Raw genomic sequence first — 22,305 nt, 5'->3', positions numbered from 1 at the left:
TCGACTAGCGGAGGCAACATGACCGAACCCAACGAAGCCGTCGCCGCGCGGCCGACTGCCGAATACCGCGCGCTCGACGCCGCGCACCACATCCATCCGTTCTCGGACATGGGGGCGCTCAATCGCGCGGGCAGCCGCGTGATCGTGAAGGCCGACGGCGTCTACCTGTGGGACTCGGACGGCAACAAGATCATCGACGGGATGGCCGGCCTCTGGTGCGTGAACGTCGGCTACGGCCGCAAGGAGCTCGCCGACGCCGCGTATCGCCAGCTCCAGGAACTGCCGTTCTACAACACGTTCTTCAAGACCACCCACCCGCCGGTGATCGAGCTGTCGGCGATGCTCGCCGAAGTCACGCCCGAAGGCTTCAACCACTTCTTCTATTGCAACAGCGGCTCGGAAGGCAACGACACCGTGCTGCGTCTCGCGCACCAGTACTGGCGCGTGCAGGGCAAGCCGCAGAAGAAGTATGTGATCTCGCGCAAGAACGGCTACCACGGCTCGACGATCGCGGGCGGCACGCTCGGCGGGATGGGCTACATGCACGAGCAGATGCCGTCGAAGGTCGAGCACATCGTGCACATCGACCAGCCGTACTTCTTCGGCGAAGCAGCAGCTGGTGAAACGCCCGAAGCGTTCGGCCTCGCCCGCGCGCAGCAGCTCGAAGCGAAGCTCCTCGAGCTCGGCGCGGAGAACGTCGCCGCGTTCATCGGCGAGCCGTTCCAGGGCGCGGGCGGCGTGATCTTCCCGCCGTCGACGTATTGGCCGGAAATCCAGCGGATCTGCCGCAAGTACGACATCCTGCTGGTCGCCGACGAAGTGATCGGCGGGTTCGGGCGCACCGGCGAATGGTTCGCGCACCAGCACTTCGGCTTCGAGCCTGACCTGATCACGATGGCCAAGGGCCTGACGTCGGGCTACGTGCCGATGGGCGCGGTCGGTATTCACGAGCGCATCGCGCGGCCGATCATCGACCACGGCGAATTCAATCACGGCCTCACGTATTCGGGCCACCCGGTCGCCGCGGCCGTCGCGGTCGCGAACCTGAAGCTGCTGCGCGACGAAGGGATCGTCGAGCGCGTGAAGCGCGATATCGGGCCGTACTTTCAGCGCCGGCTGCGGGAAGCGCTCGGCGATCATCCGATCGTCGGCGAGATCGCGGGGACGGGGCTCGTCGCGGGCGTGCAGCTTGCGCGCGATCGCGACCGGCGCGAGCGGTTCGACGCCAGCGTCGATATCGGCACGATCTGCCGCGACTTCTGCTTCAACGGCAACCTGATCATGCGCGCGACCGGCGACCGGATGCTGCTGTCGCCGCCGCTCGTGATCTGTGCGGCGGAGGTCGACGAGATCGTCGACAAGGCGAAGCGCGCGTTCGATGCGACTGCGGAGCGGGTGAGGCGTGGAGGGTAAGTTGTCGCGTCGTCTCGACTGCATGTGGTCGAAGCGTTATCGCCCGTCGAACTTGTTCGACAGCGCAAAGAACCGGGCAGGGGAGGCGGGCCGCGGAAAAGCGACCGCAAAACGAAAAGGGCCTGCGTCGTGAGACGCAGGCCCTTGAATTCTTTGGTGGCGGTACTTCCCTTAAATTGATCGATGTGTTCCATTCTCGGTAAGGAGGAGGCTGGTTGATGGGTTGAGACATACCCCCAAAAGTACCCCCCGAAGTCTCGCTCTGCGTCCCCGGTGCGCACTTAGCTGCGTTCCTCCTTGCTGCCATTCCTACTACAAGTCTTGAGTACGGCTGGCCTTCCTTGGTACTGTATGGCGGGCACAACGAACTGTGCTGTCGTCGCCTTGCGGCTGGGCGCGCAGTCGCGCCCGGCTGTTCCGCCAAACCCGATTCCCTTGCCGGGCCGGGGCGGTTTCTAACCCAAGGGTCTTGCGTGTAGGAGCGCAATGGGCATCAAAGAAGATTTGGCCGAGCGGAAAGCGAGCTTTGTTAGCCTGCGCGAAATCCTGGCGGCGTTGTGTGAAGCGCAAGAGGTGAGCCTCAAGGATGCCGCGACGTGGCTTTCCGAAGAGCTGTACAAGGCGCACGCAATCGAGCTGCCTGAATGGTATGAACTTGCGCCGGGGCGGGGCTTGCTCCAAATCGGCGGAAACCGTTTAGCGGACGCCCAGCGTGCACTGCAATACGTTGTTGTTCACGGAACATTCGCACCGGATTGGGAACTCGACCCAGATGACATCCCGTTCTGATTACGACCGTCTCGGCTTCAAAGTAGACGAGATCTACCAGTTTCTTGCCGACCGTGGAATTGCCCTTGAACGGTCTGAGGGCGCAGGCAACGATTTCGAACAGGCGGAAACGACCGTCGCTACTTGGTTCAAGCCGTTTATCGGGCGGTACCAAGTTTCTCTTCGCTGGGCAGCGGCGATTCTCGCCGGGATTGACCTTGATGCGTCGAGATTTCTCAGCGATGACGAAGGCGCAGAAATCGGCAAGTGGCAAGATGCCTTAATCGACGCCATCGAACATCAGAAAATCGCCGCCGGAAGTTGGGGCGCTGATCGAGGCGAACAGATGCTGTCGCATGACGATATCCGTACATGGTGCGCTAGTCGCGGGCACGTCTGGCCGATTCCCGAGCCGAATCCGGAGCCGACCACTGATGCGGAGTTGTTGGAGCGATTGCGCGTTGCCGAAGCGGAATGCGCAAGCTTGAAACGCCAATTGACTGAAGCGTCGTCCATCACGGACGACCGCACGAAGCTTCGCGAGCAGATTTATGCGCTGAACGGCGACGTGTCGAACCTGACGGCGTCGCTCGACGCTGCGAATGCCAAGATTCAAGCGCTTGAGGTCGATCAATTGCAGGGTAAGAGTCGGACGATGGCGCTCAGGCTTATCGGCGGTCTCGCCGTGACCGGGCACGGGCTCGATATTCACGCTGATCGACTCGACGGTATCGGGGAGATCCTGTCGGACTTGGCCGGCATCGGCGTCAGCGTCAGCGAGCAGACGTTGCGCGACCGCCTCAAGGACGCAGCTCAACACATCGCGCGGCGCAACCCCAACCCCTGACTCGCCCCGCGTCCTAAACCCCAATATTGGGAACGCTGAACCCCAATATTGGGTTCTTTCCGTTTGTTCGTCTCTAGCCTTGGTTCCGTGTACCGGGAATGGCCCGGAACGTACTTACGGAGCCTCAAATGGCCGAGATCATCAAACAGGCGCTCGTCCGCCGCAAGCAAGTCGAGATTGAAACTGGGCTGCCTCGCTCCTCGATTTACGCGAAGATGCGCGCCGGCACGTTCCCGCGAAGCGTTCGCATTGGCGCTCGTTCGGTCGCATGGCGCCGCGTTGATGTTGATGCGTGGATCGCTGATCCGGCCGGCTATCGCGTCGAGGGGTGAGGCGATGGAAAAGAAAAACGCCCGCCAACCGAAGCCGACGAGCGCGAACCAACACCGCAACTTTAATGGAACGTCGAACCCGCGTCACTTGCGCGCGTTGTCCGTTCTCCAAAACCGTCCGATGCCGCGCGAAGAATTGGACGGTATCGTCGGCTGTAGCAATTCGCCCGACCTCATCGCATGCCTGCGGGCAATGGGCCTCACCTTGCCGTGCGTGCGCGTTCCGTGCATCGACCGTGATGGATTCGAAGTGCGGCGCGGCATCTATCACCTCACGACGTCCGACCGACGCAAGGTTGCCCGTTGGCTGAAATCGCGGGAGGCTGTATGAGCGCGATTACGTGGAGCCATTACAAGACGGGCAATTGCCGCGTATGTTGCCCGGTTTGTCGGCGCGGCGAACGCGATAAGACGCTCGGATTGACCATTGCCGCAAATGGCGCGGGCGTGGCGCACTGTTTCCGGTGCGGCTTTACGGAAACGTACCGTCCCGAACGCGACGTGTGCGGCCGGTCGCATAACGGTAAGCGCATGCCGGTCGTTACTCCGCCTGTGACGCATCGCGCCCTGTCTGACTACGGGCGCGACCTTTGGAGCGCTTGCCGCGCTGTTTCCGGTGACGCACTGGCCTATCTCAATGCTCGGCGCTGCCGCATTCCGCCGCCGGACGGCGATTTGCGTTGGAATCCGTCATTGAAGCATCCGACCGGGTACGTTGGCCCGGCATTGGTCGCGTGCATCACTGACGCCGTGACGGGCGAGCCGATGAGCCTGCATCGGACATGGATTCGCGCTGATGGTCGCAAGGCCAACGTTGATCCGCCGCGCTTGCTTCTGACCGGACATCGCAAACAAGGCGGCGTGATCCGCTTGTGGCCCGATGACGCAGTGTCGACCGGACTCGGCGTCGCGGAAGGCGTCGAAACGGCGCTTTCGCTCGCGCATGGCTACGTGCCGGTTTGGGCCTGCATCGATGCAGGCAACCTGAAGGCACTGCCGGTGCTGGCTGGCATTGAATCGCTGACCGTCGCTGCCGACGATGACCCGGCGGGCAAGGCCGCCGCCGCTGCGTGCGCGCAACGCTGGTCCAACGCGGGCCGTGAAGTTGTTGAGGTGAGCTATGGGGCGTGACCTGAACGACCTCGCCGTAAGCGGCGGCGCGGAGGCCGTGCGGCGTGCTATCGCGAGCGGCACGCACATTGCGAAAGCCAAGCCGGTGCCCGATGGCGCGGCGGCCGATTCGCACGTTTCGGTCGCACGTGACACCGCCCATGCCGGCAAATTCTCACGCGCGACGATGCATCAACTTCTCGACGTGTTGGCGGAAGACCCGGCGCTTCGCGGGCTGATTCGCTACGACGAAATGAAGCGCCGCGTCGTCATCGCGAGCGCGCGCCCGTGGGAGGTCGCGCCGTCGCCGTACTGGACCGATGCGGACACAACGAACCTGCGCGCGTATATCGAACGACGCTACATGCTGACGGCGGCGAAGGAACACGCGGTGGACGCGGTACACACGCACGCCGAACGTAACCGCGTTCATCCGCTGCGCGAATGGCTCGACGCGCTCGAATGGGACGGCGTGAAGCGCCTCGATGCGTGGCTTGCGACCTACTGCGGCGCGGACGATACGCCCTATGTGCGTGAGGTCGGGCGGCGCTTCCTGATTTCAGCGGTTGCGCGTGTATTTCGTCCGGGCTGCAAGGCCGATCACATGCTGGTGTTGGAAGGGTCGCAGGGCATCGGCAAGTCGCGCACAGTGCGCGCACTGGCGGGGGATGAATTTTATTCGGACGCCGTGCCGGACATGGACGATGCACGCCAGACAGGCGAGACGGTCGCGGGCGTATGGCTGCTCGAAAACAGCGAAATCGTCGGCCTGCGTAAACATGAGGCGGACGCCGTGAAAGCGTTCCTCAGTCGCAGCGAAGACGCGTTTCGTCCGGCTTACGGGCGCGAGCAGGTCTATCAGCCGCGCCAGTTCGTGATGGTCGGTACGTGCAACCGCGACGGCGAAGGAACCTATCTGCGCGATGAAACGGGCGGGCGGCGCTTCTGGCCCGTACCGGTCAGGGCGTGCGACATCGCCGCGTTGACGGCAGACCGCGCGCAACTGTTTGCCGAGGCGGTCGCCGCGTTCCGCGATGGTGAGGTGTGGTGGATTGAGGATGACGCCATGCTGGCGCAGGCAGCGCAGGAGGTGAGCGCGCGCACGGTGCAAAACCCGTGGCTCGACCATGTGGGGACGTATCTGGAAAACCGCCCGACCGTCAGGGAAGTCAGGACCGCCGATGTTTTCTTTGCCATGACAGGGCGCGTCAGCACAAGCCGCGACGCAAACGAACTGCGCTACATCGCGGACGCCCTGCGTGAATTCGGTTACGTGCCGCGAAGGTTGAACACGGGCAAAGTGTGGAACAAGGGTGAATCCTGTGAACCCACCGCGTGAAGCCATTCCAGAGAGTGGGTTCACTGCTGAAACCCGCTACGGATAAGGCTTGTCACGATACGGTGAACCCAGTGAACCCATATTTCCGTAGCAATACAGAAGAAGAAAGATGCGGCAGGCGCGCGCGTGGCGCGTATAGGGAAAGGGCTTCACCGGGTACACCGGGTGCACCTGGCAATCACGACTTTCATGAGGTGGCGAAATGCTCGATGCATTGGCAAGCGGCAAGCTGTACGGCAAGCCGGGCGAACGGACCGGCCCGAGCGGCCGCCCCTTCGTCACGGCAAAAGTGCGCGTACTCGCAGGCGACGGCGAAGCGCTGTTCGTGAACGTGATTGCGTTCTCGGACGGCGCGAAGGCCGCGCTGTTGGCGCTCGACGACGGCGATTCCGTCGCGCTGACCGGTACGCTGACCCCTAAGGTTTGGACCGACCGTAACGGAGACGCTAAACCGGCGCTCGATATGGTCGCGCATGCGGTTCTGAGCGCTTACCACGTCAAGCGTAAGCGCGCCGTCGCGCAAGGTGCGAACCACGGCGACGAACGCGGGTGCGGACGCCCCGCTATGAACGGTGCACGACAAGCAGCCGCGTTCTACGGCGGCGACACGTCGGGCATGGCGGACGATTTGTAGGCGCGGGGAAAATCGAATCGATCAGGCGCATTAAATTTTAAAGATAGGAGTACGAAATCATGAAAATATCCGTACAGAAATGGCTTTTGGAACGGTTGCATTTTGACGAGGCGCGCGGCGAATACAGCATTTTCATTTGGCCCGGTCCGAGCGGCCAACCGTTGTATCGAGTCGTAAAGCCCGGCCCTGTGAAGTACCGCGTCGAAATTCGTCCCGAAGGTTACATCGTGTTGATCCCGCGCTAACGCGCCTTTTGGAGAATGTCATGAAAAAACCCCTGCCCGAGCGTATGGAAATCCTCGAAGCGCTCGTCTCCGATACCGGTCTCGCCGACGAACTCGCGGCGAAACAACGAGCGAAGCTCGATGCGCGTCGCGCCGAACTGGCGCACGAACTGAAGGCGTTGCCGGACCGGAAACGCGAACTGTCCGCGTTGACCGTTGAGGCCGAACGCACGGCTGTTGCCTTCGCTGCGGCGAACGCCGCACGCTACGAAGCTGAAAAGTCGATGCTCGAAGCGCGCGGTCGTCTCGCGGTTCGGACGATGGCCGATAACGGCGCGCGCGAACGCATCCTGACCGAACTCGAACGTACCGCGCCGCCCGAACTCTGCGAGGCGCTGGACGACTTGTCGGACGCGGACGACCTTTTGCGTGCCGCAGTTCGGACCGACGTATTCACGGAGAAGAACTGGCTCGGCGCTCCCGTCGACACCATCACGACGAACATGCCTGAAATCAAAGCGGCTCGCGCGAAAATCGCTGAGGCACAACGCGGCGTTCGGGCTCTTGTTCATGACGGTTCCATTGGAAGCGAGGAACTGGTATCGCGTTCGCGGATGCTCGTAGATGCGGCGCTGAAGCCGCTGTTCTCCCTCATGTCGCGTCAGAAGTGGGAAACCCGTCGCTCGCGGCCGCACGGCGACCTGTTGGCCGAAGTCGCGGGCTACGGGGAATAGCGACGTGCATCGGCGGCGCGTGCGTCCTGCGCGCCGCCTGCCATTCGCTAGCGCGTCGATTTCATAACAGAACGCAATTTTGCGTTTTGCTAATTCGGTCGAACGGCAGCGCACAATATGCCTGCCGCGAGGCCGTCGCATGGCGGCGAACATTGGCATGCTGGGCATGGTCACGCGCGACCGCCAAACGTCCGGCGATGGAGCCGGCCCGTGCTCGGCGCATTACGCTAGGCGACGGCCGATGCCGCGCACGCGCTGACCGTAGCTGCCGGTTGCCGCGTGTCGGCGCGAACGCCGTTGAGAAGGTCCGACATGCACGCCGCAAGCTCGGCGGCAAGCAGGTAATCGAGCATCCGAATTACCTTGAACGTTGGGAATCACGAACGGACAGGCGACGACTGAACGCATCGCGAAGTGAACCGATTACGGGCGTTTGAGGCCGCCGACATGCGCGCCGGCACGCCGACCTTGGCTAACGCGCGCGAGCGGCACAATGGCGTCAATGCGACCGCCTGCGAGGCATCCGCCGTACCCGGAAGGGGGGCAAAACTCCCTAAGCCGCGTGGTCCGGTGATCGTGGCGCAAGTCAAATTTTCGCGGCCGCGTTTTTGAGGGCGGGGAGTTTCCGCTTGAGCGGCGCACTCGAACGAAATGCAAGTCGTAACGCGTTACCCGTGACCGTTATCGACTACCGCCAAGGTGGATGTCAAAATCGCGGGCAATCCTACCCGGCGGAGCGAACAATGAAGCCAGAAATTAAGCGCTACGCGGCGCTCTGCGTCGAACGACTAAAGAGGCTGTCTTCGTGGCTTGGCCGGATGGGCGAGCCTGTTTCGAAGTGGGGGCCAACGATGACGCTCATCGTTGGCGGCCTCTGGGTCTACTATCAATTCGTCGTTGCCGGGGCATCCGATTGGGCGATCAATCTAAGTGTCTCGACCGAGGTAATCCCGTATCACGACGACCTCGCGTTACTCGTCGTCCACGTACGGTCGAAGAATCCACGCAGTAGTGAAGTCGATGTAGAACCGCCCGACGGAAAATTCAGGCTCACGATAAGGGAGCTTCCGAAGGACAAGCAAAAGGGAAGCATCATTGATCCTGATGACCCAGCCGACGCCCATGCCTTTACAAAGACGGTTGACCTGCTCCCGAAGGACGGTTACGTCTTTGCTCCGGGTGCGGACTTCGAGGATGCGACGAGCGTTGTATTGCCGCTTGGTACAAAAGTCTGGGTAAGTGCGCGGCTGGACTTCAGCGGCGATTATGTATCGACTAGCGACATCGCCGTGGTCGAGCCGGACGCAAATGCATCGAGCGCTGTTAGCACCGGCATACGGGCGGCGCGTTGACTAAACACCGTCGCCATTGCCGCCCCACAATCCTGATGCTGCGTTCGTCAGGCTGTCGATGATAGGACATAGCTACCGTGTCGCAGCGCTGAACGGGATGACTTCGGCACCCGCCTTGAGTTGGTCGAGATAGTCCGCCCATTTCTGCATCATTTCGCGGCGCTGAGGAAGGAAGGTCGTACGGTTGTACGCGCGTCCGAGCGGGTCTTTCACGGTATGGGACAGTTGTGATTCGATCACCTCGACCGCGACACCGAGCACTTCGACCATGATGGTGCGTGCCGTCGCCCGGAAGCCGTGGCCGGTGATTTCGGTGCGCGTATCGTAGCCGAGCCGGCGCAGCGCGGCGTTAATCGTTGCCTCGCTCATTGGTCGATTCCGGTCGCGTGCCCCGGGGAATACATAACGGCCGCCGCCGGTCAACGCGTGCAATTCGCGAAGGATGGCGACGGCCTGATTCGGCAGCGGCACGATATGCGCTCCACCGTCCATCTTGTCCGCTTTGTTGCGTTTCATGCGTGCGCCATCAATTTCCCACGTCGCGTTGTCCAAGTCGATTTCCGACCATTCGGCGGCGCGCAACTCGCCCGGGCGACGGAATAGCATCGGCGCGAGCTTGAGCGCGCACTGAACCGGAAACGTGCCGCCGAAACCGTCGAATGCGCGCAACAACTCGCCCACCTTGCCGGGGTCCGTGATGGCCGCGAAGTGCCTTTGTTGAATCGGCGGAAGTGCGCCCCGAAGGTCGGCCGTTACGTCGCGCGATGCACGACCGGTTGCGACGGCATATCGGAATACTTGGCCGCAGTTCTGTTTCGCCCGGTGGGCCGTGTCGAGCGTTCCGCGTGCTTCAATCCTGCGGATAACGTCGAACACCTCGGCCGGCTGAATTTCGGAGATAGGGCGCTTGCCGAGCCAAGGGAACACGTCGTTTTCGAAGCGGGCGATGATCTTGCTCGAATGGCTTTTTGCCCATCCGGGCGAATGCTTGTTGAACCATTCGCGCGTAACGGCTTCGAAGCTCGTCGCGGCGGCGAGGCGGGCGGCGCGTTTGCCGGCCTTCTTCGCTTCGCCGGGATCGATACCGGCCGCTAGCTTCTCGCGGGCGTCATCGCGCTTTTTGCGCGCCGCTTGTAGCGATACGTCTGGATAGACGCCGAACGCGAGCAACTTTTCCTTGCCGGCGATTCGGTACTTGAACCGCCAGTAGCGCTGTCCTGCCGGCGTGACGAGTAGGAATAGACCGCCGCCGTCAAACAGCTTCTGCGGCTTGTCGCCGGCCTTGGCGTTCTTGATTGCGATGTCGGTGAGCGGCATGGGGGTATCTCCGAACGGAGGCGCAGCATTTCGCGGCGCGTACCCCTAAAAATACCCCCACATACCCCCGGCTGCCGTTGGCGTTTTCCGGAATTCCCGGGAATAAAAAAACCCGCTAAGCCTTGCAGCTAAGCGGGTTTCGGGATGTTCCGAGAACACCCCGGAATATTCTTTGGTGGGCGGTACTGGGATCGAACCAGTGACCCCTGCCGTGTGAAGGCAGTGCTCTACCGCTGAGCTAACCGCCCAAAGAAGCTAAAATTATGTCAGAGCTTTTCGGGTTCGTAAAGCACTTTCTTCAAATATTTTTCAGGGCCGCGCAAAAAGCCCGTCAGCCGGCCGTCGACGGCTCGTAACGCCGCACCGGTTCAGCCCGCGAGCACGGGCAGCGCGTCGATCGATGCGCGCACGTAGTCGGCGAAGCGCAGCGCGACCGGTTCGGCGGTGCCGCTGCGCTTGAGCTCGAGCGTACGCGATTCGAGCGACGCATCCTTCAGCGGCCGGAACGCGAGCCGGTCGCTCTTCACTTGCTGCAGCACACGCGGCACGAGCGCGATGCCCATCCCGAACTCGATCATCGACAGGATCGTCTGCCACAACCGCGCCTCGTGACGGATCAGCGGACTGAATCCCGCATTCACGCACTGCGCGATGATCAGGTCGTGATAGTGCGGCGCCGCGTCGCGCGGAAACAGGATGAACGGCTCCGCGGCCAGCGCGGCGAGGGCGAGCGGGGCCTGACGGCGCCGTGCGAGCGGATGCGCGGCCGGCAGGCAGCACACGAACGGTTCCGCGTAGACGGGCGTCGACTCGACCTCGGGCGGGCAGTGGCCCCAGTGCGCATAGCCGAGATCGATCTGGCCGCGCTGGATCGCCTGCACCTGCGCCTGCGTGTTCATTTCGCTCAGCACGATCTCCACGCCCGGGTAGTCGGCCTCGAAGCGCCGCACCGCATCGGGCAGCCCGCGATACAGCATCGAATGGACGAAGCCGATCCGCAGCCGGCCCGCGAGGCCGGACGCGGAGCGCACTGTCAGACGCTCGGCCTCTGCCGCCTGCAGCAGCAGCCGGCGCGCTTCGCCGAGCAGCACCGCGCCCGCGTTGGTCAACGCGACCGTCTTGTTGGTGCGCGAAAAGAGCTGCACGCCGAGCGCGTCCTCGAACTTGCGGATGTCGAAGCTCAGCGCCGGCTGCGAGATGAACAGGCGCTTCGCCGCGCGCCCGAAATGCAGTTCCTCGGCGACCGCCACGAAGTAGCGCAACTGCCTCAGTTCCATCCTGTCCCCTCGCCGCATCGGCATCGATAAGCGCCGTCTATCGTACCGGATAAATCCTGTATTGGACGCTTATCGATCGCGCGCCTACGCTCTGCTGAACGCCTGGCACCAGCCGCCCGCGCCGCTAAGGCGCGGGCACCGGCCGGCAGCCGGGCCACCATGGAGACGCATGCATGAACAACACCGCTCGCACGCCGGACGCCGGCGCATCCAGCAACATCCCCGATAGCCGGGGCATCAACTTCTTCACGGCTGATCCCGATCTCGGTGCCTTGCTGAAGCTGCACTTAGGCGCCACCCGTTACGCACGACTCGAACCGCAACTGCTTGCGCTCGGCGCGCGCGTGTCGGGCGAGCTCGACGAATGGGCGTCGCGCGCGGACAAGCATCCGCCCGTGCTCGAGCACCGCAACCGGCGCGGCGAGGCCGTGCAGCGGATCGACAAGGACCCTGCGTATGTCGCGCTCGAACGCGTCGCGTATGCCGAGCTCGGGCTCGCGTCGCTGAGCCACGGGTCCGAATCGGTACCGCCGCTCGTCAAGTACGCGCTGACGTTCCTGTTCGTGCAGGCGGAATTCGGGCTGTGCTGCCCGGTCAGCATGACCGATTCGCTCACGCGCACGCTGCGCCGTTTCGGCGACCCGGCGCTCGTCGCGCACTACCTGCCGATGCTCGCGTCGCGCGATTTCGACACGCTGTTCCAGGGCGCGATGTTCATGACCGAGCAGGCGGCGGGCTCCGACGTCGGCCGCATCGCGACGCGCGCGGCGCGCGAAGCGGACGCACAGGGTGGGGCGGTGTGGCGCCTGTACGGCGACAAGTGGTTCTGCTCGAACGCGGACGCCGACCTGGCGATGGTGCTCGCGCGGCCCGACGGCGCGCCGGACGGTATCAAGGGGCTCGCGCTGTTCCTGTTGCCGAAAACGCTGCCGGACGGCACGCGCAACCGCTACCGGATCGTGCGGCTGAAGGACAAGCTCGGCAGCCGTTCGATGGCGAGCGGCGAGATCGCGCTCGAAGGCGCGCAGGCCTGGCTGATCGGCGAGATCGGGCGCGGCTTTCACCAGATGGCCGACATGATCAACATGTCACGGCTGTCGAACGGCGTGCGCGCGGCGGGGTTGATGCGGCGCGCGCTGAACGAGTCGCTGCACGTGGCCGCGCACCGCACCGCGTTCGGCCGCACGCTGATCGAGATGCCGCTGATGCAGCGCCAGCTGATGAAGATGCTGCTGCCCGCCGAGGCCGCGCGCGCGATGTTCATGCAGATCGCGCTGCTGCTGCCGCAGGCGGATGCGGGCGACGAGCAGGCCGCGCGCTGCGTGCGCATCCTGACGCCGCTGATCAAGTTCCGCGCGTGCCGCGATGCGCGCCGCGTGACGGGCGACGCAATGGAGGTGCGCGGCGGCACCGGCTACATCGAGGAATGGAGCGATGCGCGTCTCGTGCGCGACGCGCATCTCGGCTCGATCTGGGAAGGCACCAGCAACATCGTCGCGCTCGACGTCGCGCGCGCCGCGCAGCGCGAGCAGGCGCTCGACGCGCTGCGCACGTTCCTCGGCGACCAGTTCGGTGCGGCGCCGCTGCCCGACGCGAGCCGCGCGGCGCTGCGGCGCATTCTCGCGCGCGCATGCGATGCGCTCGCACGCGTCGCGGCGGAAGGCGACGACGCGCGCGTGCGGCAGGCCGCGTCGGCGCTGTACTACGCGAGCGCGGCCGTGCTGATGGCGTGCGAGGGCGTGCGGCTTGCGCCCGATTACCGGCGCCTCGCACTTGCGCACCTGATCGTGCGTCACAAGCTGCTGCCGGTCGACCCGCTCGCGCCGGCGTCGCGCGACGACGAAGCGCCGGCGTTCGACGCGCTGCTGCGCGGCACGCCGGTGCCGCTCGACATGGCGCTCGACCTGCTGCCGGAGGTCGAACGATGAACGCGACAAAAGAGACAAAAGAGACGAACGAGACGAACGAGACGAACGAGACGAACGAGACGAACGAGACGAACGAGACGAACGAGACGAACGAGACGAACGAGACGAACGAGACGAACGAGCCGAACGAGCCGAACGAGCCGAACGAGCCGAAAGCGGCCCGTGGCGCACTGGACGGCCTGAAGGTCGTCGACCTGAGCCGCGTGCTCGGCGGCCCATACTGCACGCAGGCGCTCGCCGATCACGGTGCGACGGTGATCAAGATCGAGCCGCCGAACGGCGACGAGACGCGCGCCTGGGGGCCGCCGTTCCTCGGCGACACCGCGTGGTATTTCATGGGCGTGAACCGCAACAAGGAAGGGCTCGCGCTCGACCTGTCCCGCGACGAAGGGCGCGCGATCCTGTGGCGCCTGCTCGACGACGCCGACGTGCTCGTCGAGAACTTCAAGCCCGGCACGCTCGTGCGCTGGGGGATGGACTATGCGCGCGATCTGCAGCCGCGCTTCCCGCGCCTGATCCACTGCGCGGTGACGGGCTTCGGCGAGGACGGCCCGCTCGGCGGGCTGCCCGGCTACGACGCGGTGATCCAGGCGATGGCCGGGCTGATGAGCGTCAACGGCGAGCGCGACGGCGACGCGATGCGCATCGGGTTGCCGATCGTCGACATGGTCACGGGGCTCAACGCACTGGCCGGCATCCTGCTCGCGCTCGCGGAGCGCGAGAAGAGCGGGTGGGGCCAGTCGATCGACATCGCGCTATACGACTGCGGCGTGTCGCTGCTGCATCCGCACCTGCCGAACTTCTTCGGCTCGGGGCGCGTGCCCGAACGCAGCGGCAACGCGCATCCGAACATCGCGCCGTACGACAGCTACCGCACGGCGACCGTGCCGATCTTCCTCGCGGTCGGCAACGACCGGCAGTTCGCACGCCTCGTCGCGCATCTCGGCGCGCCGGCGCTTGCCGGCGATCCGCGCTTCACCGACAACCGCAGCCGCTGCGCGCACCGGCCCGAACTGAAGGCCGAACTCGAGGCACGGCTCGCCGCACATCCGTGCGAGCCGCTCGCGCGCGACCTGATGGCGGCGGGCGTGCCGTGCGGGCCGGTGCGTACGGTCGCCGACGTCGCGCGCGATCCGCATGCGCTGCATCGCGAACTGTTCGTGGAGCTCGGCGCGTATCGCGGCACCGCGTCGCCGGTGAAGCTGTCGCGCACGCCGGCGACCTATCGCTTGCCGCCGCCGGCGCTCGGTCGCGACACGCGCGCGGTGCTCGATCGTCTCGGCATCGATCCCGCGCTCCAGCAGCAACTGCTCGACGCCGGCGTGCTGAAGGTCGCACCCGACCAGACGTGACCGACCGACGCGTGCGCAGGTGAGCATTCCCGGCCGACGCAACGCAACGTAAAGCAGTGCAAAGCAACATCGCCAGCCGGCGGCGCAAGGCCGGCCATCCGGCAAGGCGCGCGCCAGTCGCGCCGCCGATCACAAACATGGAGACATCGATGAGCCGTCCGCAATCCCCGTCCGCCGTGCAACAGCCGCGGCCTGGCCGCGCCGCCTTCGCGGCGTTCGTCGGCACCACGATCGAGTGGTACGACTTCTACATCTACGGCACTGCCGCCGCGCTCGTGTTCGGCAAGGTGTTCTTTTCGAGCACGATGGACCCCGGCGTCGCGACGCTGCTCGCGTTCGTCACGTTCTGGGCCGGTTTCGCCGCGAGGCCGCTCGGCGGGATCGTGTTCGGGCATCTCGGCGATCGCGTCGGCCGCAAGACCGCGCTCGTGATCACGCTGGTGATGATGGGGCTCGCCACGACCGGCATCGGTCTGTTGCCCGGCTATGCGTCGATCGGCGTGTGGGCGCCCGCGGGCCTCGTCGTGCTGCGCGTGCTGCAGGGCATCGCGGTCGGCGGCGAGTGGGGCGGCGCGGTGCTGATCGCGAGCGAGAACGCGCCGAAGCATCGCAGCATCCTGTACGCGGCGTTCGCGCAGCAGGGTTCGCCCACCGGCAACCTGCTCGCGACCGCCGCCTTCTTCGCGCTGAGCGCGCTGCCGACGCCGTCGTTCCTGATGTGGGGCTGGCGCATTCCGTTCCTGCTGTCGGCGGTGCTCGTGATCATCGGGATGGTGATCCGGTTGCGGCTCGAGGAGTCGATCGACATGCAGCGCGTGCTCGCGCGCAAGCGTACGGTGAAGCTGCCGCTGCGCGACGTCGTGCGCGACCACTGGCCCGTCGTGCTGCTCGCGGCCGGCACGCTGCCGGTGATCAACGTCACGTATTTCCGCAGCACGTTCGCGCTGTCGTGGGCGACGAAGGAGCTCGGCTATGCGCAGGGCACGTTCCTCGGCATCCTGTCGATCTCGCTCGTCGTGCAGTTCCTGATGCAGCCGGTCGGCGCATGGTTCATGTCGAAGGTCGACATGCGGCGCGCGATGTGCTGGATCCTGATTCCCGAGATCGTGCTGATGCCGGTGATGTTCCATGCGCTCGCGACCCGGTCGTACTGGGTCGCCGTCGCGGGGATGTGCATCTCGACGATTCCGTCAGCGATGTTCTACGGCGCGGTCGGCGGCGTGCTCGCGCGCGTGTTTCCGGCCAACATCCGCTACACGGGCCTGTCGCTCGCGTATCAGCTGAGCGCGCTCGTCGTCGGCGGCGGCACGCCGGTGCTCGCGCAGGCGATCCTGAATGCGACCGGCAGCATCGTCGGCGTCGCGATCGCGTCGGGGCTGTATGCGCTCGTGTCGCTCGCGTGCATGCTCGCGCTGCTGAATCGCACCGGCTACCGCGCGGACGAGCTGTCGACCGCCGAGCGCAGCGATGCGGCCGAATGGGGCACCGAAAGCGCGAGCGCCGACGTTTCGGCCGGCAATCCCGCGCAGCCGGACGAGCGCGGCACGTTGAAACCGGCGGGGTGAGCCGGGCGAGCCGACCCGGTGGCATCGAATGCGCGGGCCGGAACGTATCGGCTCGATTCCGGGCCCCCCAAAAGCAAACGGCACCGTGCGATGCACGGTGCCGTTTGCGTTGCGTCGAGCGAGGCCGGCACGGCCGGCCTGCGCGATGCGCGGCGCTCAGCCTTCCGTCGGCGGCACGTAGCCGGACGCCTGGTCCGCGCCGTCGCCGAAGAAGTACTTCTCGGTCTGCTTCATCAGGTACTGGCGTGCGCGCGGGTCGGCCATGTTCAGGCGGTTCTCGTTGATCAGCATCGTCTGCTGCTTTAGCCAGCCTTGCCACGCTTCCTTCGACACGCTTTCGTAAATGCGCTTGCCGAGTTCGCCCGGCAGCGGCGGGAAATCGAGACCTTCGGCTTCCTTGCCGAGCTTCGCGCATTGGATCATTCGAGCCATCGTGTACTTCTCCTGTAATCGGTCTGGGGGAGGGCAGTCGTGCCTGCGCTCAGAGCTGCTTCATCAGCACGAGCGACTTGCGCTGCCAGTTATAGAGTTTGCGGCGGTCTTCCGGCAGGTCGTCGACGCTGACCTTGACGAAGCCGCGCTTGAGGAACCAGTGCTCGGTGCGCGTCGTGAGCACGAAGATGTGCGTGAGGCCGCGCGCGCGGGCACGCTGCTCGATGCGCTTGAGCAGGCGCTCGCCGTCGCCCGAGCCCTGCGCTTCCGGCGCGACCGTGAGGCACGCCATCTCGCCGATCTTTTCCTGCTGGTACGGATACAGCGCCGCGCAACCGAACAGCACGCCATCGTGCTCGATCACCGAGAAGTGGTCGATGTCGCGTTCGATCTGGTGGCGGCCGCGTCGCACCAGCGTGCCGTCCGACTCGAGCGGCTCGATCAGCGACAGGATGCCGCCGACGTCGTCCGGCGTCGCTTCGCGCAGGCTCTCGAGATTCTCGTACGAGATCATCGTGCCGACGCCGTCGTGCAGGAACAGTTCGAGCAGCATGCTGCCGTCGAGCGATTGCGGAATCAGGTGAGCCCGGGTCACGCCGCCGCGGCATGCGCGGATCGAGTGCTTCAGGAAGAACGCGTCGTCGCCCTGGATGTTGCCGGAATCGAGCAGCTCGGCGGCCGCGTCGAGCGACATTTCTCGGACCAGTCCGCCTTCGTCGTCGACGATGCCGGGCGCTTCGGTCAGGAAGATGATCTTGTCGGCGCGCAGCGCGATCGCGGCGGCCGACGCGACATCTTCCATCGACAGGTTGAACGCCTCGCCGGTCGGCGAGAAGCCGAGCGGCGACAGCAGCACGAGCTTGCGGCTCGCGAGCGAATGACGGATCGATTCGGCGTCGATCTTGCGCACGATGCCCGTGTGCGCGAAATCGACCCCGTCGAGAATCCCCACCGGCCGTGCGGTCACGAAGTTGCCGGACACGACGCTGATGTGCGCGTGCGCCATCGGCGAGTTCGGCAGGCCCTGGCTGATCGCGGCCTCGATGTCGAGACGCACTTCGCCGGCCGCTTCCTTTGCGGATTCGAGCGCGCGCGCATCGGTGATGCGCAGCCCGTGCGAAAACTCGGATTCGACACCATGCAGGCTCAGCTGCTCCTCGACCTGCGGCCGCGAGCCGTGCACCAGCACGATCTGGATGCCCATCGCCTGCAGCAGCGCGATGTCGGACACGAGCGCGTTCAGGAGCCCCTGCTGCACCACCTCGCCGCCGAACCCCACGACGAACGTGCTGTTGCGGAACTTGTGGATATAGGGCGCGACGGAGCGCATCCAGTCGACGAACTGCGCGTGGCTGGCGGCCGAATCGTCGGCGGCCGGCGGTGTCGCGGCGCCGGTCTGGGCGGGAGGGAGGTCGGTTTGGGAATTCATGGGCGGGATTATAATGCGCCCCCATGTCGAATGTACCTAAAAGTCCCGCGCCGACGCGGGCCAAAGCGCCGTCGGCCCAGCACCCGGATGGTGCGGCCGATGCGCGTCAGCAGCAGGGCCGGCCGCCGCGCCAGCAGCAGCAACAGCAGGCGGGCAAGCCGCCGCGCGGCGACGAGCGGCGCCGCGATGCGAGCCAGCCGTCCGCGGCCGCGGACGCACCGCGCGCCGCGGAGGCACGCACCCCGCGCCGCGAGCGTGCACCGCGCGCGGCCGTCGCACCGAATCCCGTTCCGCCGATTACCTACCCCGAAAGCCTGCCCGTATCGGGCAAACGCGATGAAATCGCGCGCGCGATCGCCGGTCATCAGGTTGTCATCGTCTGCGGCGAAACGGGTTCGGGCAAGACCACCCAATTGCCGAAGATCTGTCTCGAGCTCGGCCGCGGCCTCGGTGCCGGCGGCACGGGCCTGATCGGCCATACGCAGCCGCGCCGCCTCGCCGCGTCGTCCACCGGCCGCCGGATCGCCGAGGAACTCGGCACGCCGTTCGGCGAAGTGGTCGGCTACAAGGTGCGCTTTACCGACAATCTCGCGCCGGGCGCGTCTGTCAAGCTGATGACGGACGGGATCCTGCTCGCGGAGACGCAGACCGACCCGCTGCTGAAGGCGTACGACACGCTGATCATCGACGAGGCGCACGAGCGCAGCCTGAACATCGACTTCCTGCTCGGCTACCTGAAGGAAATCCTGCCGAGGCGGCCGGACCTGAAGCTGATCGTCACGTCCGCGACGATCGACGCCGATCGCTTCGCGCGCCATTTCGGTACCGACGAGCGCCCCGCGCCCGTGATCGAGGTGAGCGGGCGGCTGTATCCGGTCGAGATGCGCTACCGCCCGGTGGCCGAGGATCGCCCGGCCGTGAAGAACGCCGAAGGCACGGGCGGCCGCGACCGCGTGAAGACCGCGCGCGAAGCCGAGCGCGACCTGATGGACGCGATCGTCGACGCGGTCGACGAGCTGTGCCGCGAAGGCCCCGGCGACGTGCTGGTGTTCCTGCCCGGCGAGCGCGAGATCCGCGAGGCGGCCGAGGCGCTGCGCAAGCATCATCCGCCGCATACCGAGATCCTGCCGTTGTTCGCGCGGCTGTCGGCGGCCGACCAGGACAAGGTGTTCAAGGCGTCGAACGCGCGCCGCATCGTGCTCGCCACCAACGTGGCCGAAACGTCGCTGACGGTACCGGGCATCCGCTACGTCGTCGACACCGGGCTCGCACGCGTGAAGCGCTATTCGTACCGGAACAAGGTCGAGCAGCTGCAGGTCGAGTCGATCTCGCAGGCCGCCGCGAACCAGCGCGCGGGCCGCTGCGGCCGGGTGGCCGACGGCGTCTGCATCCGCTTGTACGAGGAAAGCGATTACCAGGCGCGCGCGCGCTTCACCGATCCGGAAATCCTGCGCTCGTCGCTCGCGTCGGTCATCTTGCGGATGAAGTCGCTGCACCTGACCGCGATCGAATCGTTCCCGTTCCTCGAGCCGCCGCCTGGCCGCGCGATCGCGGACGGCTACCAGCTGCTCAACGAACTCGGCGCGGTCGACGACGACAACGCGCTGACGCCGCTCGGCCGCGAGCTCGCGCGGCTGCCGCTCGATCCGCGCGTCGGCCGGATGATTCTCGCCGCGCGCGACCAGCAGTCGCTGCGCGAGGTGCTGATCATCGCGAGCGCGCTGTCCGTGCAGGACCCGCGCGATCGCCCGATCGAAGCCCAGGAGCAGGCCGACCAGGCGCACCGCCGGTTCGCCGACGAGCGCTCCGAATTCCTGCAGTGGCTGAAGATCTGGGCGTGGTTCGAAGAGGCCGTCGCGCACAAGAAATCGAACCGCCAGCTGGTCGACGCGTGCCGGCAGAACTTCCTGTCGCACCTGCGGTTGCGCGAATGGCGCGACGTCCATTCGCAGCTGCTGACGGTCGTGCGCGAGCACGGCTGGCGGCTCAACGAAGTCGAGGCGACCTACGAGCAGGTGCATCTGGCCCTGTTGACGGGCCTGCTCGGCAACCTCGGCATGAAGGCCGACGACGATCCGTACTACCTCGGCGCGCGCGGGATCAAGTTCTACCTGTGGCCGGGCTCCGTGCTCGCGAAGAAGGCCGGCCGCTGGGTGATGGCGGCCGAGCTCGTCGAGACGAGCCGGCTGTACGCGCGCTGCCTCGCGAAGATCGAGCCGGAGTGGGTCGAGAAGGTCGGCGCGCACCTGCTGAAGAAATCGCTGTCGGAGCCGCATTGGGAGAAGCGTCCCGCGCAGGTCAGCGCGTTCGAGCGCGCGACGCTGTACGGGCTGCCGATCTATCAGCGCCGGCGCGTCGCGTTCGGCAGGCAGGATCCGGCGCGCGCGCGCGAGCTGTTCATTCGCGGCGCGCTGGTCGAAGGCGAGTTCGACACGAAGCTCCCGTTCTTCGCGCACAACCGCAAGCTGCTCGCCGACATCGAGCAGCTCGAGCACAAGTCGCGCCGGCAGGACGTGCTGGTCGACGACGAGCTGATCTACGCGTACTACGACCAGGCGATCCCCGAGGGCATCCACACGGGTGCCGCGTTCGAGCGCTGGTATCGCGACGAGGCGAAGAAGGGCGGCCAGGCGGAGGACCGGCAGCGGCTGCTGTACCTGTCGCGCGACGACCTGATGCGCCACGAGGCGGCCGGCGTGACGACCGAGCTGTTCCCGAAGCGCGCGACGATGGCCGGCGTCGAGATGGCGCTCACGTACCACTTCGAGCCCGGCACGCCGCGCGACGGCGTGACGCTCGCGGTGCCGCTCTACGCATTGAACCAGGTCGACGCGCGCCGCTGCGAATGGCTCGTGCCGGGGATGCTGAAGGAAAAGGTGCAGCTGCTCCTGAAGTCGCTGCCGCAGAAACTGCGCCGGCACTGCGTGCCGCTGCCCGAATACGCGGCCGGCTTCGTCGAGCGCGCGGGCCGCGAGCGCTTCGGCGCGGGCGGCCTCGTCGAGGCGCTGATCGCCGACGTGCGCGGCGAGACGCAGGTTGCGATGAAGACAGCCGACTTCAAGCTCGAGACACTGCCCGCACACCTGTTCATGAACTTCAAGGTGATCGACGAGCACGGCCGCCAGCTCGCGATGGGGCGCAATCTCGCGCAGCTGCGCCAGGAGCTCGGCGCGCAGGCGCAGCAACAGTTCCAGAAGATCGCGGCGGCATCGACGATCGCGCCCGGCGGCGAGGCTGCCGGGCGCGACGCGGGCGACACGCCGGTGCTTGCTGCCGCGCCGGGTTCGGCGGCAAAGGACGGAAAGGGCGGCAAGGCCGGCAAGGGCGCGGCGCCGCACACGGCCGCTCCGGCGGAAGCCGGCGCGACCGCGCTGTATGAGAATCTGACGACGTGGAACTTCGGCAAGCTTCCGGAGCTGCTGGAGATCCGCCGGCGCGGCCAGACGCTGTACGGCTATCCGGCGCTCGTCGATCGCGCCACGCATTGCGACGTCGAGGTGTTCGACTCGCCGGAGGAGGCCGCGCGGATCCACCGGGCCGGCTTGCGGCGGCTGTTCGCGCTGCAGTTGAAGGAGCCGATCAAGTTCCTCGAGAAGAACCTGCCGGGTCTGCGCGAGATGGCGATGCAGTACATGTCGCTCGGCACGCAGGACGAACTGCGCGACCAGCTGATCGACACGGCGCTCGATCGCGCGTGCCTGCAGGATCCGCTGCCCGACGACGACGCGAGCTTCCACGCGCGCCGCGACGAGGGCCGAAGCCGGCTGAACCTGCTCGCGCAGGAGATCGCGCGGCTCGTCGGGCAGATCCTCGCCGAATACGCGGGGCTTGCGAAGAAGCTCGCGCAGGCGAAGCCGTTCGCGCAGGCCCACGCGGATCTGCAGCAGCAACTCGCCGCGCTGGTCGGCAAGCGCTTCGTGATCGACACGCCTTACGCGCAGCTTGCGCACTTCCCGCGCTACCTGAAAGGGATCGCGCTGCGGATCGACAAGCTGAAGGCCGACCCGGCGCGCGACGCGAAGCAGTCCGGCGAGCTGCTGCCGCTCGTTCAGCAGTACCAGCGCGCCGTGTCGCAGCGCGGTGGCGTTGCCGACTCGCGGCTCGCGGAATTCCGCTGGCTGCTGGAGGAACTGCGAATTTCGTTGTTCGCGCAGGAACTGCGCACGCCGATGCCTGTCTCTGTCAAGCGTCTGCACAAGGTGTGGGAGTCGATGCAGCGCTAGCGCAACGGCGGTTGCCCGGGCCCGCACCG

Annotated in this window: 19 protein-coding genes and 1 tRNA gene; 15 read left to right on the top strand and 5 right to left on the bottom strand. The window is 65.8% G+C overall.

Annotated elements, in window-relative coordinates; translation table 11 throughout:
• Positions 1 to 18 precede the first annotated feature (18 nt).
• The 11 genes from AC1Z3W_RS31115 (at position 19) to AC1Z3W_RS31065 (ending at position 8,753) form a co-directional block, all read left to right on the top strand.
• A complete protein-coding gene (locus AC1Z3W_RS31115; protein ID WP_483509259.1) occupies positions 19 to 1,413 on the top strand; it encodes an aspartate aminotransferase family protein in 1,395 nt (464 codons plus the stop codon).
• A gap of 486 nt (positions 1,414 to 1,899) precedes the next feature.
• Positions 1,900 to 2,202, top strand: coding sequence for a hypothetical protein (locus AC1Z3W_RS31110; RefSeq protein ID WP_483509258.1), 303 nt, complete (start codon positions 1,900 to 1,902; stop codon positions 2,200 to 2,202).
• Positions 2,186 to 3,028: a hypothetical protein gene (locus AC1Z3W_RS31105; protein WP_483509257.1), complete on the top strand. Its 843-nt coding sequence runs from the start codon at positions 2,186 to 2,188 to the stop codon at positions 3,026 to 3,028. Before AC1Z3W_RS31110 ends, AC1Z3W_RS31105 begins: the two co-directional genes overlap by 17 nt.
• A 128-nt stretch (positions 3,029 to 3,156) precedes the next feature.
• Positions 3,157 to 3,360 carry a helix-turn-helix transcriptional regulator gene (locus tag AC1Z3W_RS31100; protein ID WP_483509256.1) on the top strand — a complete coding sequence of 68 codons (204 nt, stop codon included), beginning with the start codon at positions 3,157 to 3,159 and terminating at the stop codon, positions 3,358 to 3,360.
• Positions 3,361 to 3,364: 4 nt separating this feature from the next.
• On the top strand, positions 3,365 to 3,691 hold the full coding sequence (locus AC1Z3W_RS31095) for a hypothetical protein (RefSeq protein ID WP_483509255.1): 327 nt from the start codon (positions 3,365 to 3,367) through the stop codon (positions 3,689 to 3,691).
• Positions 3,688 to 4,491, top strand: coding sequence for a DUF7146 domain-containing protein (locus tag AC1Z3W_RS31090; protein ID WP_483509254.1), 804 nt, complete (start codon positions 3,688 to 3,690; stop codon positions 4,489 to 4,491). The genes AC1Z3W_RS31095 and AC1Z3W_RS31090 overlap by 4 nt, the downstream gene beginning before the upstream one ends.
• The gene (locus AC1Z3W_RS31085; RefSeq protein WP_483509253.1) at positions 4,481 to 5,809 is read left to right on the top strand and encodes a virulence-associated E family protein; all 1,329 of its coding nucleotides are present in this window, start codon (positions 4,481 to 4,483) and stop codon (positions 5,807 to 5,809) included. Before AC1Z3W_RS31090 ends, AC1Z3W_RS31085 begins: the two co-directional genes overlap by 11 nt.
• Positions 5,810 to 6,011: 202 nt before the next feature.
• Positions 6,012 to 6,443, top strand: a complete 432-nt coding sequence (locus AC1Z3W_RS31080; protein ID WP_483509252.1) for a single-stranded DNA-binding protein — start codon at positions 6,012 to 6,014, stop codon at positions 6,441 to 6,443.
• Between the two features lie 59 nt (positions 6,444 to 6,502).
• Positions 6,503 to 6,688 carry a hypothetical protein gene (locus tag AC1Z3W_RS31075; RefSeq protein ID WP_483509251.1) on the top strand — a complete coding sequence of 62 codons (186 nt, stop codon included), beginning with the start codon at positions 6,503 to 6,505 and terminating at the stop codon, positions 6,686 to 6,688.
• A 20-nt stretch (positions 6,689 to 6,708) separates the two neighbouring features.
• Positions 6,709 to 7,401 carry a hypothetical protein gene (locus AC1Z3W_RS31070; RefSeq protein ID WP_483509250.1) on the top strand — a complete coding sequence of 231 codons (693 nt, stop codon included), beginning with the start codon at positions 6,709 to 6,711 and terminating at the stop codon, positions 7,399 to 7,401.
• Between the two features lie 743 nt (positions 7,402 to 8,144).
• A complete protein-coding gene (locus AC1Z3W_RS31065) occupies positions 8,145 to 8,753 on the top strand; it encodes a hypothetical protein (RefSeq protein ID WP_483509249.1) in 609 nt (202 codons plus the stop codon).
• Positions 8,754 to 8,825: 72 nt separating this feature from the next.
• Here the strand turns inward: AC1Z3W_RS31065 and AC1Z3W_RS31060 are convergent, their stop codons facing one another.
• The 3 genes from AC1Z3W_RS31060 to AC1Z3W_RS31050 all read right to left on the bottom strand — a co-directional run bounded on the left by AC1Z3W_RS31060 (position 8,826) and on the right by AC1Z3W_RS31050 (position 11,347).
• Positions 8,826 to 10,070 (bottom strand): tyrosine-type recombinase/integrase, encoded by a 1,245-nt coding sequence (locus tag AC1Z3W_RS31060; protein WP_483509248.1) that lies wholly within the window; start codon positions 10,068 to 10,070, stop codon positions 8,826 to 8,828.
• 173 nt (positions 10,071 to 10,243) lie between these two features.
• Positions 10,244 to 10,318 (bottom strand) — tRNA-Val (locus AC1Z3W_RS31055).
• Between the two features lie 120 nt (positions 10,319 to 10,438).
• On the bottom strand, positions 10,439 to 11,347 hold the full coding sequence (locus tag AC1Z3W_RS31050; RefSeq protein WP_483509247.1) for a LysR substrate-binding domain-containing protein: 909 nt from the start codon (positions 11,345 to 11,347) through the stop codon (positions 10,439 to 10,441).
• Positions 11,348 to 11,520: 173 nt separating this feature from the next.
• Between AC1Z3W_RS31050 and AC1Z3W_RS31045 the strand changes: the two genes are divergently transcribed.
• From AC1Z3W_RS31045 to AC1Z3W_RS31035, 3 genes are all read left to right on the top strand, one after another.
• Entirely contained in the window at positions 11,521 to 13,275 is a 1,755-nt protein-coding gene (locus AC1Z3W_RS31045; RefSeq protein WP_483509246.1) for an acyl-CoA dehydrogenase family protein, read from the top strand.
• A complete protein-coding gene (locus AC1Z3W_RS31040) occupies positions 13,272 to 14,627 on the top strand; it encodes a CaiB/BaiF CoA transferase family protein (RefSeq protein ID WP_483509245.1) in 1,356 nt (451 codons plus the stop codon). Before AC1Z3W_RS31045 ends, AC1Z3W_RS31040 begins: the two co-directional genes overlap by 4 nt.
• Before the next feature lie 149 nt (positions 14,628 to 14,776).
• Positions 14,777 to 16,192, top strand: a complete 1,416-nt coding sequence (locus AC1Z3W_RS31035) for an MFS transporter (protein ID WP_483509244.1) — start codon at positions 14,777 to 14,779, stop codon at positions 16,190 to 16,192.
• A 156-nt stretch (positions 16,193 to 16,348) separates the two neighbouring features.
• Here the strand turns inward: AC1Z3W_RS31035 and AC1Z3W_RS31030 are convergent, their stop codons facing one another.
• Entirely contained in the window at positions 16,349 to 16,624 is a 276-nt protein-coding gene (locus AC1Z3W_RS31030; RefSeq protein WP_006478357.1) for an oxidative damage protection protein, read from the bottom strand.
• Between the two features lie 49 nt (positions 16,625 to 16,673).
• Positions 16,674 to 18,053, bottom strand: a complete 1,380-nt coding sequence (gene argA / locus AC1Z3W_RS31025) for an amino-acid N-acetyltransferase (protein WP_057929163.1) — start codon at positions 18,051 to 18,053, stop codon at positions 16,674 to 16,676.
• 23 nt (positions 18,054 to 18,076) lie between these two features.
• Between argA and hrpA the strand changes: the two genes are divergently transcribed.
• Entirely contained in the window at positions 18,077 to 22,276 is a 4,200-nt protein-coding gene (gene hrpA, locus AC1Z3W_RS31020; RefSeq protein WP_483509243.1) for an ATP-dependent RNA helicase HrpA, read from the top strand.
• The last annotated feature ends 29 nt before the right edge of the window (positions 22,277 to 22,305 follow it).

The organism is Burkholderia sp. 10_S31 (assembly GCF_056930375.1).
Note: the sequence above shows the minus strand (reverse complement) of the source record. Positions and strands in the feature narration are given on the sequence as shown.

Coding starts and splice junctions, on each gene's coding strand:
- AC1Z3W_RS31105 (WP_483509257.1), top strand. CDS start 2,186: ATGACATCCCGTTCTGATTACGACCGTCTCGGCTTCAAAGTAGACGAG.
- AC1Z3W_RS31110 (WP_483509258.1), top strand. CDS start 1,900: ATGGGCATCAAAGAAGATTTGGCCGAGCGGAAAGCGAGCTTTGTTAGC.
- AC1Z3W_RS31090 (WP_483509254.1), top strand. CDS start 3,688: ATGAGCGCGATTACGTGGAGCCATTACAAGACGGGCAATTGCCGCGTA.
- AC1Z3W_RS31080 (WP_483509252.1), top strand. CDS start 6,012: ATGCTCGATGCATTGGCAAGCGGCAAGCTGTACGGCAAGCCGGGCGAA.
- AC1Z3W_RS31095 (WP_483509255.1), top strand. CDS start 3,365: ATGGAAAAGAAAAACGCCCGCCAACCGAAGCCGACGAGCGCGAACCAA.
- AC1Z3W_RS31075 (WP_483509251.1), top strand. CDS start 6,503: ATGAAAATATCCGTACAGAAATGGCTTTTGGAACGGTTGCATTTTGAC.
- AC1Z3W_RS31030 (WP_006478357.1), bottom strand. CDS start 16,624: ATGGCTCGAATGATCCAATGCGCGAAGCTCGGCAAGGAAGCCGAAGGT.
- AC1Z3W_RS31040 (WP_483509245.1), top strand. CDS start 13,272: ATGAACGCGACAAAAGAGACAAAAGAGACGAACGAGACGAACGAGACG.
- AC1Z3W_RS31060 (WP_483509248.1), bottom strand. CDS start 10,070: ATGCCGCTCACCGACATCGCAATCAAGAACGCCAAGGCCGGCGACAAG.
- AC1Z3W_RS31070 (WP_483509250.1), top strand. CDS start 6,709: ATGAAAAAACCCCTGCCCGAGCGTATGGAAATCCTCGAAGCGCTCGTC.
- AC1Z3W_RS31115 (WP_483509259.1), top strand. CDS start 19: ATGACCGAACCCAACGAAGCCGTCGCCGCGCGGCCGACTGCCGAATAC.
- AC1Z3W_RS31045 (WP_483509246.1), top strand. CDS start 11,521: ATGAACAACACCGCTCGCACGCCGGACGCCGGCGCATCCAGCAACATC.
- AC1Z3W_RS31085 (WP_483509253.1), top strand. CDS start 4,481: ATGGGGCGTGACCTGAACGACCTCGCCGTAAGCGGCGGCGCGGAGGCC.
- argA (WP_057929163.1), bottom strand. CDS start 18,053: ATGAATTCCCAAACCGACCTCCCTCCCGCCCAGACCGGCGCCGCGACA.
- hrpA (WP_483509243.1), top strand. CDS start 18,077: ATGTCGAATGTACCTAAAAGTCCCGCGCCGACGCGGGCCAAAGCGCCG.
- AC1Z3W_RS31035 (WP_483509244.1), top strand. CDS start 14,777: ATGAGCCGTCCGCAATCCCCGTCCGCCGTGCAACAGCCGCGGCCTGGC.
- AC1Z3W_RS31050 (WP_483509247.1), bottom strand. CDS start 11,347: ATGGAACTGAGGCAGTTGCGCTACTTCGTGGCGGTCGCCGAGGAACTG.
- AC1Z3W_RS31100 (WP_483509256.1), top strand. CDS start 3,157: ATGGCCGAGATCATCAAACAGGCGCTCGTCCGCCGCAAGCAAGTCGAG.
- AC1Z3W_RS31065 (WP_483509249.1), top strand. CDS start 8,145: ATGAAGCCAGAAATTAAGCGCTACGCGGCGCTCTGCGTCGAACGACTA.